Source organism: Pseudomonas reidholzensis (assembly GCF_900536025.1).
Lineage (GTDB): Bacteria > Pseudomonadota > Gammaproteobacteria > Pseudomonadales > Pseudomonadaceae > Aquipseudomonas > Aquipseudomonas reidholzensis.
Genome location: NZ_UNOZ01000028.1, coordinates 82,556 through 97,721 on the forward strand (window position 1 = coordinate 82,556; position 15,166 = coordinate 97,721).

13 protein-coding genes are annotated in these 15,166 nt (G+C 65.3%); all 13 read right to left on the minus strand.

Annotated elements, in window-relative coordinates:
- Nucleotides 1-44: 44 nt before the first annotated feature.
- Nucleotides 45-1,364 carry a flagellar hook-length control protein FliK gene (locus CCOS865_RS18125; RefSeq protein WP_119143338.1) on the minus strand — a complete coding sequence of 440 codons (1,320 nt, stop codon included), beginning with the start codon at nucleotides 1,362-1,364 and terminating at the stop codon, nucleotides 45-47.
- A gap of 70 nt (nucleotides 1,365-1,434) precedes the next feature.
- The gene (locus tag CCOS865_RS18130) at nucleotides 1,435-1,773 is read right to left on the minus strand and encodes an Hpt domain-containing protein (RefSeq protein WP_119143580.1); all 339 of its coding nucleotides are present in this window, start codon (nucleotides 1,771-1,773) and stop codon (nucleotides 1,435-1,437) included.
- 50 nt (nucleotides 1,774-1,823) lie between these two features.
- Nucleotides 1,824-3,515, minus strand: a complete 1,692-nt coding sequence (locus CCOS865_RS18135) for a fused response regulator/phosphatase (RefSeq protein ID WP_119143340.1) — start codon at nucleotides 3,513-3,515, stop codon at nucleotides 1,824-1,826.
- An 8-nt stretch (nucleotides 3,516-3,523) separates the two neighbouring features.
- Entirely contained in the window at nucleotides 3,524-3,829 is a 306-nt protein-coding gene (locus CCOS865_RS18140; RefSeq protein WP_119143342.1) for an STAS domain-containing protein, read from the minus strand.
- A 1,020-nt stretch (nucleotides 3,830-4,849) separates the two neighbouring features.
- Nucleotides 4,850-5,302 carry a flagellar export protein FliJ gene (gene fliJ, locus CCOS865_RS18145; RefSeq protein WP_119143344.1) on the minus strand — a complete coding sequence of 151 codons (453 nt, stop codon included), beginning with the start codon at nucleotides 5,300-5,302 and terminating at the stop codon, nucleotides 4,850-4,852.
- Between the two features lie 6 nt (nucleotides 5,303-5,308).
- Complete coding sequence (fliI, locus tag CCOS865_RS18150) at nucleotides 5,309-6,667, minus strand: flagellar protein export ATPase FliI (protein WP_119143346.1); 1,359 nt, start codon at nucleotides 6,665-6,667, stop codon at nucleotides 5,309-5,311.
- Complete coding sequence (gene fliH, locus CCOS865_RS18155) at nucleotides 6,657-7,415, minus strand: flagellar assembly protein FliH (protein WP_119143348.1); 759 nt, start codon at nucleotides 7,413-7,415, stop codon at nucleotides 6,657-6,659. The genes fliI and fliH overlap by 11 nt, the downstream gene beginning before the upstream one ends.
- A gap of 124 nt (nucleotides 7,416-7,539) precedes the next feature.
- The gene (fliG, locus tag CCOS865_RS18160; RefSeq protein ID WP_119143350.1) at nucleotides 7,540-8,559 is read right to left on the minus strand and encodes a flagellar motor switch protein FliG; all 1,020 of its coding nucleotides are present in this window, start codon (nucleotides 8,557-8,559) and stop codon (nucleotides 7,540-7,542) included.
- Nucleotides 8,552-10,333: a flagellar basal-body MS-ring/collar protein FliF gene (fliF, locus tag CCOS865_RS18165; protein ID WP_119143352.1), complete on the minus strand. Its 1,782-nt coding sequence runs from the start codon at nucleotides 10,331-10,333 to the stop codon at nucleotides 8,552-8,554. Before fliF ends, fliG begins: the two co-directional genes overlap by 8 nt.
- 14 nt (nucleotides 10,334-10,347) lie before the next feature.
- Nucleotides 10,348-10,680: a flagellar hook-basal body complex protein FliE gene (gene fliE / locus CCOS865_RS18170; RefSeq protein ID WP_119143354.1), complete on the minus strand. Its 333-nt coding sequence runs from the start codon at nucleotides 10,678-10,680 to the stop codon at nucleotides 10,348-10,350.
- A 106-nt stretch (nucleotides 10,681-10,786) separates the two neighbouring features.
- Nucleotides 10,787-12,163 carry a sigma-54-dependent transcriptional regulator gene (locus CCOS865_RS18175; protein WP_119143356.1) on the minus strand — a complete coding sequence of 459 codons (1,377 nt, stop codon included), beginning with the start codon at nucleotides 12,161-12,163 and terminating at the stop codon, nucleotides 10,787-10,789.
- On the minus strand, nucleotides 12,163-13,374 hold the full coding sequence (locus CCOS865_RS18180) for a sensor histidine kinase (protein WP_119143358.1): 1,212 nt from the start codon (nucleotides 13,372-13,374) through the stop codon (nucleotides 12,163-12,165). The genes CCOS865_RS18175 and CCOS865_RS18180 overlap by 1 nt, the downstream gene beginning before the upstream one ends.
- Before the next feature lie 291 nt (nucleotides 13,375-13,665).
- Nucleotides 13,666-15,141, minus strand: coding sequence for a transcriptional regulator FleQ (gene fleQ / locus CCOS865_RS18185; RefSeq protein ID WP_119143360.1), 1,476 nt, complete (start codon nucleotides 15,139-15,141; stop codon nucleotides 13,666-13,668).
- Nucleotides 15,142-15,166 lie beyond the last annotated feature (25 nt).

Here is a 15,166-nt window from a genome sequence, read left to right on the forward strand (position 1 = left end):
GAGCGGGCTTGCCCCGCGAAGGCGTAGGCTGCACCCACACTGAATCAGGCGTAATAGTCGACCGCGCTGTCGCCGATCACCACCTGCTGGGCCACCGAACGGGCAGCCTCGGCCGGCTCGCCCTGCTCGCCCGCTGCCGCTTCTGCACGGCGCGCCGCTACGCCGGACAGCTGCGATGCCTCCTGCTGTTGCTGGGCCTGCTGTTGCTGGCCACGCGACTGGTCGGCAACGCTCACATCAGGCTGCGCCAGGCCCTGCTGGGCGAACAGCTCGCGCAACCGGTGCAACTGGCTGTCGAGGGAGTCGCGCACGCCCGCATGACCACTGACGAAGGTGATCTGGGTCGCCTGATCCGTCGCTACATTGACGCGGATATCCAAGCGACCGAGTTCGGCCGGCTCGAGCTGGATGTCGGCAGACTTGAGGTTCTGGCTCGAGAGGTACATGACGCGGTTGACCAGGCCCTCGGTCCAGGCGCCCTGGTTCATCGACAGCGGCTGGTTCAGCGGGCTCGGGCTGACCGGCACGGCATTGGCGGTCTTGGCCGTGGCCGCTTGGGTCAGGCTGGCCAGGCGATCGGCAAAATCGTCGACACGGGTATCACTGCCGGCGCTCTTGAGGTCTTTCAAGCCGTCTTCGATCAGGCTGCCGAAGGCCTTGTCACCGGGCTCGGACTGGCCATCCTGGGTCTGGGCCTTGCCCACCAGGTTCGCCAAGGTATTGACGGCCGCCTGGTTATCGTCGCTCGCCTGCTGAGCGCTGTCGGTCAGGTTGCTGGCATGCGCAGAGGTTGTGCCCTTGGCCTGGGCGCTGTGCTCGAGCGCCAGGCGCAGGGTGGGCAGGTCGGCCAGCGCGTCAGCCGCGGGATCGAAGTCCTGATTGGCGGCCTCATCGGCATCGCTCTGCAGCGCCGCTGGCTGCGGGGTCACCGCCTGCAGCACCGGCGCAACGGCTTCGGCCTGGGCCTGGATGAGCTGGGCGCCCGGTTGAGCGTCGGTGACCTGGCCGGCGACCAGGCTGGCGTCTAGCGAAGCGGCACTGTCGGCCTCGGCGGCGCTGGCGTCGGCAACCTGTTGCGCCTCATCGGCGACTGGCAATTTGTTGCCGTCAGCGGCAACCGCCGGCTTGTCGGCGGCGTCCTTGTTGCCGCCAGGCGCTACGTCCTGCTTGTCCTTGGACTTGGCCGGGGCAACCTTGTCGTCACTCACCGCAGCCTTGTCGCGCGCCTGCTTGGCGAGCATCTGGTCAAAGCCCTGGCCTCGGCCGCCCGCCGTCTGCTGGGTCTTGTCCGGCGTGTTGGCGGCAACACGCGACGACGCGCCGCTGACGTTGGCTTGCAACAAAGGGTTGGTTGCGACAGGCATTGAATCAGTCTCCGCGCCAAGGGCGTAAAAATCACTTGAGCAGAGACAGGCAAAACTCGCGCCAGGTTTCTCAGGTCGCGGAAACACGCTCGCATTCGCTACGGTAGAAACACTGCACCTCGCGGTATTCCTGATCGATCCGGGTGACCAGGTCTTCGATCCCGTACAACGATGACTGACGCACCCGCTCTTCAAGCTGCTGACACAGCGCGGCGAGGCTGACAGCGCCCATGTTGCTGCTGCTGCCCTTGAAGCTGTGCGCGGCCATGCCCAGCTCGGCGGCGTTGCGCGCCCCGTGCAACTGGCTCAAGCGTCGCTCGGAGTCATCCAGAAAGGTTTCCAGCAGCTGCCGATAGCCACCCTCCATGACCTCCTGCAAGTCACTGAGCACCTTGTGATCAATGTGCATGTCCATCCTGTGTTCACTCCCTGTAGGTGCGCCCGTGCGCTGCGAAGGGCTCACCAGAGCACCTCGACCCGTGCGCAGCGACCGCCTTCCGTCCATTGTGCATGCTGGCTCAGGCGGCGTACCAGATTCACCCCGCGACCACTGAACCCTTGTTCCTGCAACGGCTGCGCCAGCACCTGCTGGACATCGAAGCCGGCGCCACTGTCGCGGATCTCGATGATCAGACGCCCGCCGTCCGCCTGCGGTTCCACCTTCAAGTCTATCCGGATATGTCCGTCGATCTGCTGCGCGAGGCGCTCGCCACGCTCACGATAATACTCGGCAAACCCCGGCGCATCACGCTTGAGGCGCGAATCCAGGCCCAGTACGCCATGCTCCAGGGCATTCGAATACAGCTCGCTGAGCACGCTGTGCAGCAGCCCACTGCTGGGCCGCAGGCCGTGGATTTCCTGCAGCAGTTGCAGCAGGTAGGGTACCGGATTGAAGCGCTTCAGGCTGGCACCGCGCAATTCGAAGCCGAGCGACCAGTCCAGCGGGCTGGAGCGGCCGCTGTCGGAATAGACCATCGCCGTCGGCAGCTCAGCACCGGGCTCGACCATGCGGATGTCGCACAGGCTGATGTCATCCCGCGCGCGACCGCCAAAACGCTCCACGGCCGCCAGCACCTCATCGAACAGTTGCTCAGGCTCGCGGTTATCCGCCACCACCGCCTGCAGCCGCTCGACGCCAAACAGCCGCTCCTGGTCGTCGCTGGTGTCGATCACGCCATCGGAAAGCAACAACAGCCGCTCGCCCACGCCCAGCGCCAGCACCTCGGTACGGTCATCGAAGGCCTCCGGTGCCAGCACCCCCAGCGGCAGATGCCTGGAGGCAAGGGTCGCCAGCACCTCGCCGCTCGCCGCCAGGCGGTAGCCGTCCGGCATGCCGCCATTCCACACCTCTACCGTGCCGCGCTGAAAGCTCAGGTTGAGCAGCAGTGCGCAACAGAACATGTCCACCGGCAGGATGCGCTTGAGCTTGGCGTTCATCTCGCGCAGGGTCTGCGCCAACCCGTAGCCCTTGGCGGTCATGCCGTAGAACACTTCGGCCAGGGGCATGGCACCGACGGCGGCGGGCAAGCCGTGGCCGGTGAAGTCACCCAGCAACACGTGCATGTCGCCCGAGGGGGTGAACGCCGCCAGCAACAGGTCGCCGTTGAACAGCGCATAAGGCGATTGCAGGTAACGAATATTGGGCGCCCGCAGGCAGCCGGTGTGGGCCACCTTGTCGAACACGGCCTTGGCCACGCGCTGCTCGTTGAGCAGGTGATGGTGGTGCCGGGCGATCTCGTCGCGCTGCGCGAGCACGGTCGCCTGCAAGCGACGCAGGCGGTCCATGGCGCGGATCTTGGCGCCGAGGATCACCGCGCTGTAGGGCTTGGCGACAAAGTCGTCGCCACCGGCCTCGAGGCAGCGCACCAGCGCGTCCTCTTCGCTCAATGAGGTCAGAAAGATGATCGGCACCAGCGCTTCGCCGGCCATGGCCTTGATCTGCCGCGCGGCCTCGAAGCCGTCCATCACCGGCATCAGGGCGTCGAGCAGGACCAGCTGGGGGCGTTGTTCGGCAAACAGCGCGACCGCCTGCTGGCCGTTTTCGGCGGTGAACACCTCATGCCCGTGGCGCCGGACGATCTGCGCCAGCAACAGCCGATCCGCCGCGCCGTCTTCGGCGATCAGTACGCGCAGCGCCTGCTCGGCCGGCATGGGGGCACTCAACTGATGTCGAACAGTTTGTCGAAGTTGGAAATCGCCAGGATCTTGCGCACATCCGGGCTGGCGTGGACCACCCGCACGTCCGAGTCATCGCCGCCGACATGGTCACGCAACAGCAGCAGCATGCCGAGCGCCGAGCTGTCGAGGTAGGTGGCATCCTTGAGGTCGACCACCACCAGGTCGGGCTTGTGGTGATGCCGCTCGTAGGCTTCCCTGAATTCCTGGTGTTTGCCGAAATCGAAACGACCTTTGACTGCGATCGTGAGCTGGGTGCCGTCTGCGGAGAGCGTGGGTTCGACTGCCATGCTAGCGATTCCTTCGATGATGGCGAATGCGATTTCAGAAGGTTTAGCAGGCAAGGCGTGGAGGTGCAAGCCTGGGTGGCGCTGGCGGCCCCAGTAACCTCAAGCCTAGGCTAAATTCAGGTTCTTCAGCATGGGCTTGGGCTTGCCGATTGGGGGCTTATCCGTTCGATGTGGTGGCGCTCATGGCCCCTTCCGCCCTTACGGCGGATCACTTTGTTTCTTGGAAAAAAGTAACCAAAAACCGCCGGCTCCCACATACGGCCCTCCGCTGCGCTGCGGGTCCCCTCACTCCGGTCTTGCTCCCGCGTGGACCGGGCTGTAGGGGCCTTCCTGGCCCCCAGCCCTTGCCGGCCTTCCTGGCCGTCACCCCGCTCCGCAAGACCTCCGTTCGGCCTCCTGAGGTCGCCAAGTTAGGGGTGGCGCCTGGGCTGGCGTTATCTTCGATAGTGGCAATGGTGGTGGATAGCTTGTGGCCTCTTCGCGGGTAAACCCGCTCCCACAGGGACCGCAGCGGCCTTACGGTCAGCAGAGAACCTGTGGGAGCGGGCTTGCCCCGCGAAGAGGCCGGGACTGCCAATGCACATTCTGGCGCTGACGCGCTGTACCGCCATTATAAACCCGCGAGAGCGCAGCGATTCGCCAGCCGTTGCCCTGGCCCTTGATCTTGATCTGGCCCTTGATCTGGCTTGTGATCTTGATCTACCGCGACTTCAGGAGGCCGAACGGAGGTCTTGCGGAGTGAGGTGACGGCCAGGAAGGCCGGCAAGGGCTGCGGGCCAGGAAGGCCCGTACAGCCCGGTCCTCGCGGGAGCAAGGCCGGAGTGAGGGAATCCCGCTTCGAGCGGGACTGATGTAGGAGCAAGCGGTTTTTGGTTACTTTTTTCCAAGAAAAAAAGTGACCCGCCGTAAGGGCGGAAGGGGCCAGCAGCAGCCCCCCATCAACCGGATAAGCCCACCAATCGAAACCCGCCCCCACCAGCAACCATCCCAATAATCCGTGAAGAACCCAGATCCAGAAGGCTACATGAAGCTCTGGCGCGGCAACCGCTGGGACAGTTCATCCAGCAACTTCTGCTCGCGCTTGTCCTCGATCCGCCGCGCTTCATCCAGGTACCGCTGGACCAGCTTGCGCAGCCCCTCGACTCGCGCATAAGCCTGCTGCCAGGCAGTGCGTGCATTGTTCAGGTTGGTCTGGTGCCACGTCAGGCTCTGCCGCTGCTGGGTCATGGCCGTTTCCAGCTGAGCCAGGAAGCGCTGATAGTTCAGCAGCCAACTGCCGTTGACCCCCTGCCCGCCGCGGTTGATCCACTGCAGCTGGTAATCCTCGCGAAAGCGCTCGAGCTCGGCCAGCTTGGCCTGCGCCTGCACCACCTGCTGCTGGAAGTGACCCAGCCGCTGGACAGCCTTGCGCTCGGCCTCCTCGGCGATGTCCACCACCGGCGCCAGACGCGCGGCGCGACTCGGCACGGCCATGCCTGGTTACCCGCCCGCCGGCGCGGCGAATACCGCGCCCAGCTGCTCGCGGCTCTGCGCCATGCCGACGTTCTCGTCCAGCCCTTGACGCAGAAAGCCCACCAGCTTGGCCTGCAAGGCGATGGCAAGGTCGGTTTCCGGATCGCCACCCGCCACGTAGGCGCCGACGCTGATCAAGTCGCGGCTCTGCGACAGGCGCGACCACAACTGCTTGAATTTCTGCGCCTGGCGCAGGTGATCGACGTCGACCACCTGCGGCATCACCCGGCTGATCGAGGCCTCGATATCGATGGCCGGGTAGTGACCCTCCTCGGCCAGGCGCCGCGACAACACGAAGTGGCCGTCGAGCACGCCCCGCGCCGCATCGGCGATCGGGTCCTGCTGGTCGTCACCCTCCGACAACACCGTGTAGAACGCCGTGATCGAGCCACCACCGGCCTCTCCGTTACCGGCACGCTCGACCAGCTTGGGCAGCTTGGCGAACACCGAAGGCGGATAACCACGGGTCGCCGGTGGCTCACCGATGGCCAATGCAATCTCACGCTGGGCCTGGGCAAAACGGGTCAGCGAGTCCATCAGCAACAGGACGTTCTTGCCCTTGTCACGGAAGTATTCGGCGATGCGCGTGCAGTACATCGCTGCGCGCAGGCGCATCAACGGCGCATCGTCCGCCGGCGAGGCGACCACCACCGAGCGCTTCAGGCCCTCTTCACCGAGGATGTGCTCGATGAACTCCTTGACCTCGCGACCCCGCTCGCCGATCAGCCCGACGACGATGATTTCGGCTTCGGTAAACCGCGTCATCATCCCCAGGAGCACCGACTTACCCACACCGGTACCGGCGAACAGGCCCAGACGCTGGCCACGCCCTACCGTCAGCAGGCCGTTGATACTGCGAATGCCGACGTCCAGCGGCTGGCTGATCGGGTCACGGTTGAGCGGGTTGATGATCGGGCCGTCGATCGGCACCCAATCCTCGGCGCGCATGCCGCCCTTGCCATCCAGCGCACGTCCGGCGCCGTCAAGCACCCGCCCGAGCATGCTCATGCCCATCGGCAGCCGACCACTGTCGTCCAGCGGCACCACGCGCGCGCCCGGGGCGATACCGGCGATGCTGCCGACCGGCATGAGGAACACCTTGGTGCCAGAAAAGCCCATCACCTCGGCTTCCACCTGGACCGGGTGGTAGCTGTCGTCGTTGATCACCAGGCAGCGGCTGCCGACCGCACCGCGCAGGCCCTCGGCCTCCAGGGTCAGGCCGACCATGCGCAACAGGCGGCCCTCGACCACCGGCTGCGCGGGCAAATTGATGGCCTCGGCGTAGCCGCCCAGGCGCTTGCCGAAGCTGGTGCGATCAAGGCGCATCGACGGTGCCCAGCTCGAGCGAAAGGTCGGCCGCGGCCGGGTGCAGGGCCTGGTCGTGCAACTGATCGAACAGTTGCGCCACGGCTTTTTCCATGCGGGTTTCCATGGTCGCGTCGATCCGGCTGTGGGCGGTCTCGATGCGGCAGCCGCCCGGCAGCAGTGCTTCGTCTTCGAGCAGCTTCCAGTTTTCCTCGTGACGTTCGCGCAGGGCCTTGGCCAGCTCAAAGTCCTGAGGGTTGAGGTGAATGCGGATATTCTCGGCGCCCATCGGCAGCAGCTTGAGGGCCTCGCGCAGGACGTGGGTGATCTGGCTGGAATCGGTCCGCAGCTCGCGGCCGATCACCTGGCGCGCCATATGGGCGACCAGGTGCACCAGCGAACGCTCGATCTGCGTGTCCTGCTCGGCGATCGGATCGAGCAGATGCCCCATCAATTGCTCGACGTCGGCCAGCCTGGCCGCCAGGGCCACTTCCGCCTCCTGCCGAACCTTCAGCTGAGTGCTGTGAAAGCCCTCGCGCTCGCCCGTGGCGAAGCCTTCGTTGTAGGCCTCCTGGCGAATCGCCTCGAGCTCTTCGAGGGTCAGCGGCTGGACTTCTTCGAGCGGCACTTCCTCGACTTCAGCGGGGACTTCGGGCTCGGGCTCTGGCTCAGGTTCTGGCTCAGGATCGAAGCTGGGCAACGCCCACACGTCTACGCCCTCGAGGTCACGGGCGCGGATCAGGTCGCTGGGGTGTTCGCTTTTGGACATTTCAGTGTCTCGGAGAAATCAGGGGCAAGGGGCAGCTTCAAGTGGCAAGCCTCAGCTGCAAGAAAAAGCAGCCTGACGCGCGCCCGCTTTCTCTTGTAGCTCGCAGCTTGCAGCTTGCCGCTTGTTAAATCATTTCCTCGCCGCCTTTGCCGCCGAGCACGATCTCGCCAGCATCGGCCATGCGCCGGGCGATGGTGAGGATTTCCTTCTGCGCCGTCTCGACGTCGCTGACCCGTACCGGCCCTTTGGCCTCGAGGTCGTCGCGCAGCAGCTCGGAGGCACGCTTGGACATGTTCTTGAAGATCTTGTCCTTGACCCGCTCGTCGGCGCCCTTGAGGGACACCACCAGCACGTCCGAAGCCACTTCGCGCAGCAGCGCCTGGATACCCCGGTCGTCGACATCGGCGAGGTTGTTGAAGACGAACATCAGGTCTTCGATCTGCTCCGACAGGTCGTTGTCGATCTCGCGGATCGAGTCCATCAGCTGGCCTTCGACCGAACTGTCGAGGAAGTTCATGATGTCGGCGGCACGCTTGATACCACCCAGGGTGGTGCGCGCGGCATTGGAGTTGCCCGAGAACTGCTTCTCGAGGATCTGGTTCAGCTCCTTCAGCGCCGCCGGCTGCACGGTGTTCAACGACGACACCCGGAGGATGATGTCGAGGCGCACCTTGTGGTCGAAGTTGCCCAGCACTTCACCGGCCTGGTCAGGGTCGAGGTAAGCGACCACGATGGCCTGGATCTGTGGGTGCTCGAAACGGATGACGTCGGCCACCGCACGCGGCTCCATCCACTTCAGGCTGTCCAGGCCGCTGGTGTTGCCACCGAGCAGGATGCGGTCGATCAGGCCGTTGGCCTTGTCTTCGCCAAGCGCCTGGTTGAGCATCTTGCGGATGTAGCCGTCGGAACCCACGCCCAGGCTGGTCTGCTCGCCGACGATCTCGACGAACTCGCTCATCACCTGCTGAACCTGGTCGCGGTGGATATTACCCACCTGCGCCATCGCCACACCGACCCGCTGCACTTCCTTGGGGCCCATGTGCCGCAAGACCTGCGCGGCGTCAGTCTCGCCCAGGGACAGCAGGAGGATCGCCGCCTTGTCGGTGCGGCTCAGCTTGGCGGTAACGGCTCGGTTATCACTCATCGGCGTTGATCCACTCTTTTACGACCTGGGCCACACGGCCCGGGTCTTCGGCCACCAGGCCCTTGATTGCGTTCAGCTGTGCCTCGTAACCCTCACTCGGGCTCGGCAACAGAATGCTTTGCGGGCCACCCAGGCTGACACGGTCGTTGGCCAGCTCGCCGCCATCCAGACCGATCATCCCGCCCAGTTCCATGTCGCCGTCTGCAGAGGCGCGCTTGCCCCCGCCGGTAATGTTGTTGAGCACCGGGCGCAGTACGCCGAACACCAGCACCAGGATGAAGATCACCCCCAGCACCTGCTTCATGATGTCCCAGAACCACGGCTGCGTGTAGAACGCCGCCTCGGCGATTTCCACGCTGCGATCAGGCGCGAACGGCACGTTGATCACCGTCACGCTGTCGCCACGGCTGGCGTCGAAGCCGACCGCGTCCTGCACCAGGCGGGTGAACCGCGCCAGGTCCTCGGCGCCCCAGGGCGCGCGAGTGGTCTCGCCGGTGGCGGCATCGATCTTGGCCTGGTCGTCGACCACCACGGCCACCGACAGGCGGCTCAGGCGGCCTTGCTGCTGGCGGGTGTGGCTGATCGAGCGGTCCAGCTCGAAGTTCTTGGTCGACTGCTTGCGCTTGTCGGCCGGGTACGGCGCGAGCATCGGCTGGCCGGTGGCCGGGTCCATGATCTGCGCGCCATTGGCGTCCAGCAGCGGCTGGCCAGGCTGAATCGCACCTGCGGGCGTGGCCGCGGCGGTGGCGTTCTGCGGCGCTGCAGCGGCGGCCGGAGGCTGATTGCTCAGGGCGCCCGGGACCCCTCCCGGACCTTGGCTGCTGGTGCGCTGCTCATCGACCGACTGTTCACTGCGCAGGGCTGGCTGGTCAGGGTTGAACTGCTCGGACGTCGACTCGACGGCACTGAAGTCGACATCGGCGGACACTTCAGCCTTGTAGCGGTCATTGCCCAGCACCGGCTGGAGAATGTTGTGCACACGCTGGGTGAGCATGCCTTCCATGCGGCGGCTGTAGTCGAACTGCTTGCCGGCCATGGTCAGCTCGGTGTCCTGCAGCTGATCCGAGAGCAGGTTGCCTTTCTGGTCGACCACGGTGACCTGGGTCTTGTCGAGCTCAGGCACACTGGTCGCCACCAGATTGACGATCGCCATGACCTGGCCCGCCTCGAGGGCACGACCCGGGTACAGCTCGACCAGCACCGAAGCGCTGGGCTTGCGCTCGTCGCGCACGAATACCGAGCTCTTCGGGATCGCCAGGTGCACGCGGGCGGCCTTGACGTTGTTCAGGCTCGACACGGTACGCGCCAGCTCGCCTTCCAGGCTGCGCCGGTAGCGAGTGGTTTCCATGAACTGGCTGGTGCCCAGGCCCTGCTCCTTGTCGAGCAGCTCGAAGCCGACGTTGCCATCGCTCGGCGCAACGCCTGCGGCCGCCAGCTTCAGGCGCGCACGGGAGAGGTCGTCGGCCTTGACCAGCAGAGCGCCGGAATTGGGCTCCACGTTATAGGGGATGTCGGCCGCACCCAGCACGTCCATGACCTGCTTGGTGTCCATGCCGGCCAGGCTGCCGTAGAGCGGCCGGTAGTCTGGCTGCTGCGACCAGAGCACCACGGCAAAGCCGATGGCCACGCTGGCGGCCAGACCGACCAGCAGGCCGACCTGACGCAACACGGGCATCTGCGAGATGTTTTCCAGGAACGACATGCCGAACAGCGGCGGCTTGGCCACTGGCGGACCACTCTTGGTGGGGACGTTATCGACGACTGCTTCGGCCATGACTCAATCTGTCCTCAAACCGGCATCTGCATGATGTCCTGGTACGCCTGGACCAGCTTGTTGCGTACCTGGGTCAACGCCTGGAACGACACGGAGGCCTTCTGCGAGGCGACCATCACGTCGGTCAGGTCGACGCCGCTCTTGCCAATCTCGAAGGCGTTGGCCAGGTTGGACGACGCCTGCTGGGTGTCATGCACCTTGCCAATGGCCTGGCCAAGCATGTCGGCAAAGCTGCTCTGCCCGGGCGCCAGCTCAGGCGCGGCAGCGACCTTGGGCAGCGACATGGCATCGGCCTGCATGGACCGCATGTCCAACATCAGACGATTGAATTCAACACCTTGGCTCATGACCTTCTCTCTCCGGCGGCCGCATTTTTTTGACACTCATGCAGCGGATAGGCTGGAGCTAGCAAGAGCAATGCCAGCCCACCTCAGAATCACGTAAAAGCTTGTTTCAGCCGAACAGGCTGGCTTCGACATCGAGCCCGGCGTCGCGCATCTGGGCCAGCTTGTAGCGCAGCGTGCGCGGGCTGATACCCAGGCGATCAGCGGCCTCCTTGCGTCGACCGCGCTCGGCCCGCAGGGTGTCGATGATCATCTGGAACTCATGCCGGCGCAGGTCGTCGCCGAGGCCGCCGCACTCTTCGGCCGCCGCCACCGCGAGCGGCAGGGCAATGGCCGCTGGCGGCGTCGGCAGCGCGACCGCGCCACCCAGACAAAAATCCGCCGCCTCGATCAGCCCACCCTGCTGGAGGATCAAGGCCCGCTGCAAGGCGTTGTCCAGCTCACGCACATTGCCCGGCCAGGCATGCCCCTGCAGGCAACTGCGCGCCGCGGCAGAGAGACGCACGGGGGCGTGCTTCATCTTGGCCACGTGGCGCGCCAGCAGGCGCTCGGCCAGCGGCAGGATATCGCCGCTGCGCTCGCGCAGCGGGCTCCAGGCCAAGGGGAATACCGACAGGCGATAGAACAGGTCTTCACGGAAGCGCCCCGCCGCCACTTCACCGGCGAGGTCGCGGTTGGTGGTCGCCAGCACGCGAATATCCAGGGCGATCGGCTTGCGCCCTCCCACCCGTTCGACCTCCCGCTCCTGCAATACGCGCAACAGCTTGGCCTGCAAACCGAGCGGCATCTCGGAGATCTCATCGAGCAGCAAGGTACCGCCATCAGCCTGCTCGAACTTGCCCGCCTGGGCGGCAATGGCTCCGGTAAAGGCACCTTTCTCATGCCCGAACAGGGTCGCCTCGAGCATGTTGTCAGGGATCGCCGCGCAGTTGATCGCGACAAACGCCTGCGCCGCCCGCGAAGAATGCTGATGGATGTACCGCGCCAGCACTTCCTTGCCGGTGCCCGACTCGCCAGAAATCAGCACGGTCGAATCGCTGCGCGCGACCCGCGCCGCCAGGTCCAGCAATTGTCGACTGGCAGGCTCGCAGGCGACCGGCCCCTCTTCATCAGCGCCACCGACGCGACCGCCGGCATGGCGCTCGATCAGGCTGAGCAGGGCCTTGGGCTCGAAGGGCTTGACCAGGTAATCGACCGCGCCCTGGCGCATGGCGTGCACCGCACGCTCGACCGCGGCGTGGGCCGTCATCAGCAGCACCGGCAATTGCGGATGCTCGCTGCGCAACTGCGCGAGCAACTGATGGCCATCCATCCCCGGCATGTTCACGTCGCTGAGGACCAGGCTGAACGACTCGCGAGCAACGGCCTCGAGCGCCTCTTCTGCGCTGCCCACCGCCAGGTAAGCGAAGCCGCCGATTTCCAGGGTATCGCCCAGGGCCTGCCGCAGGACCCGGTCATCTTCGACCAGCAGCACCTTCACACCCATCAGAAAGCCTCCGCCGGCAGCTCGCCGATCAGCGGCAGGACGACACGCACCACGGTTCCGCGACCGACCTTCGAGCGCAGTTGCAAGGTGCCCTGGTGCGCACGCACCACCGCCTGCACTACCGCCAGGCCAAGGCCGGTGCCGGTGGCCTTGGTGGTCAGGAACGGCTCGCCAAGGCGCGCCAGCAGCGGCGCGTCGATGCCGCAGCCGGCATCACTGACACACAGGTGCAGGGCCTGATCGCGACGGAACAGGTGAACCTTCACCCGCGCCGGGCCGGTACTGGCCTGCAAGGCGTTTTCCAAGAGGTTGAGCAAGGCGCCGACCAGGGTGTCGCGGTTGCACAGCAATTCACCCAGGTGGATATCGCACTGCCAGCGCACCGCATGCCCCTGCACATGGGCCTGGGCGGCCTGCTGCAATGCCTGGAACAAGCCCTTGGGGGTGATTCGGTCAGCCAGCGGCAGCTCGCCGCGGGCAAACACCAGCATGTCGCGGACCTGATGCTCGAGCTCGTGCAGGCGCTCCTTGAGGTTGTCGGCGAAACGCTGACGGGTGTCCTTGGGCAGGTCCTGTTGCGGGTCGGCCAGGTGACCGGCATAGAGCATCGCCGCCGACAGCGGTGTGCGGATCTGGTGGGCCAGCGACGCCACCATGCGCCCCAGCGACGACAGCCGCTCATGCCGGGCGAGCTGGTCCTGCAGGCGACGGGTTTCGGTCAGGTCAGTGAGCAGCACCAGTTGGCCGGGCTCGGCATCCAGCGAACGGGTGGCGATCGACAGGCGCCGACCGTCGCGCAGCGACACCTCGTGGCCGTCGTCCTTGCGCGGAGCGAAGCTGCGGGCAATGACCTGGCGCCACAGCTGGCCGATCAGCGGCTCGCCGAGCAGCTCGCAGGCGGCCGGGTTGGCCTCGCTGACCAAGCCTTGCGCGTCGATCACGATGACCCCGCCAGGCAGCAGGTCGAGGAGGTTCTGCAGGCGGTTGGCCAGACGTTCCTTTTCATCCAGCTCGGCCATGCGCTGGGCGCTGACCACGGCGAGTTCGCCCTTGAGCTCACGCACCCGCGCCTCGAGCATGCCGTACGACGCGTTCAACTGGCTGGAGACCTGACTGAACAGGGCGAACGCCTGCTCGAGGCCTTGTCGGCTTTCCTGCTCGACCGGGCGCTGCGGATCAGGGGCTCGGGACATCGGGGCGGCCTGGGGCATCGTGCTCTCTCGCGTGGCTGACCGTCATAAAAACGGTGTGTTGCCAGCGGTGTAGCAATAGCCGTGCCGGAGCTAAGGGTAATCAGCTGCCGCCTGACCCTGATGCGTTTCACTCAAGAATGCCGGGGCCGCTTTGCGGCCCATCGCGACGCAAGGCCGCACCCACAGTGTCCGCGCATGCCCTGTAAATGTGGGCATAGCACGGTCGGCGTGGGAGCGGCCTTGTGTCGCGATGGGCCGCGGAGCGGCCCCAATGCAGGCGATGGATAACTTAATGGGTCGAGACAGGCGTCAATCCTCCGCCTGGTCCTCGCCGCCCTGCCGGCTCATGCCGTACTTGCGCATCTTCTCGACCAAGGTGGTCCGGCGAATCCGCAGACGCTCCGCCGCACGCGCCACGATGCCATTGGCATCATCCAGCGCCTGCTGGATCAGGCCTTGCTCCAGGTTACCCAGGTAGTCCTTGAGGTCCAGCCCTTCAGGCGGCAGCATGGCATGCCCAGGGAAGCTCGGCGCATGGCCGTTGATCGCCACGCGCTCTTCGAGATCGCTGCGCAGGCTGTCGACCAATTGCTCGTCTTCGTCGTCGACATAGCGGAATTTCTTCGGCAGCTCCGAGACACCGATCACGCCATAGGGATGCATGATCGCCATGCGCTCGACCAGGTTCGCCAGCTCGCGCACGTTGCCCGGCCAGCCGTGCCGGCAGAGCGACATGATCGACGCCGAATTGAAGCGGATCGAGCCACGCTTCTCGTGCTCCATGCGCGAGATCAGCTCGTTCATCAGCAACGGGATGTCCTCGACGCGCTCGCGCAGCGGGGCCATCTCGATGGGGAACACATTCAGCCGATAGTAGAGGTCTTCGCGGAAGGTCCCCTCTTCGATCATGTTCTCGAGGTTCTTGTGCGTTGCGGCGATGATCCGCACATCGATGCTCTGGGTCTTGTTGCTGCCGACCCGCTCGAAGGTACGCTCTTGCAGCACGCGCAGCAGCTTGACCTGCATCGGCAGCGGCATGTCGCCGATCTCGTCGAGGAACAGGGTACCGCCGTTGGCCAGCTCGAAGCGCCCGGCACGGCTGGTGATCGCCCCGGTAAAGGCGCCCTTCTCATGACCGAACAGCTCGCTCTCGAGCAGCTCCGCCGGGATCGCACCGCAGTTGACCGGCACGAACGGTGCCTCGCGACGCTTGGAGTGGTAGTGCAGGTTGCGCGCCACGACTTCCTTGCCGGTACCCGACTCACCCAGGATCAGCACGCTGGCATCGGTGTCCGCGACCTGCTGCATCATCTGCCGCACATGCTGGATCGCCCGACTGGTGCCGACCAGGCTGCGGAACAGGTTGGTTTCGCGCTGGCGGCCGCGCTCGCGCGCCTGGTCGTACATCTCGCGATAAACCTGGGCACGGTGCAGCGAGTCGAGCAACTGGCTGTAGCTCGGCGGCATCTCGAGATTGGACAGGACCCGCCGGCGCAGCTCTTCCGGGAACTCCGCAGAAGAATTGTCACCCAACAGCAGCACCGGAAGGAACTCATCCCAGGCAGCCACTGTCTTAAGCACCCCTAGCACCGTGGCCGGTGCACTGACGGCGCCGATAAGGACACAGAGCACTTCACGACTCGAAGACAAAGACTCTACCGACTGCTGCCAGTCCTGGCTCGAGCAGGGCAGGTTTTCTTCGCCGAGAAAGTTCAGCACCACCGCGAGATCGCGGCGGCGGGCGCTGTCGTCATCGATCAGGAGAATCTTGGTTTCACGCCACATGCAATAGCAACTTCCCTAGTCATAT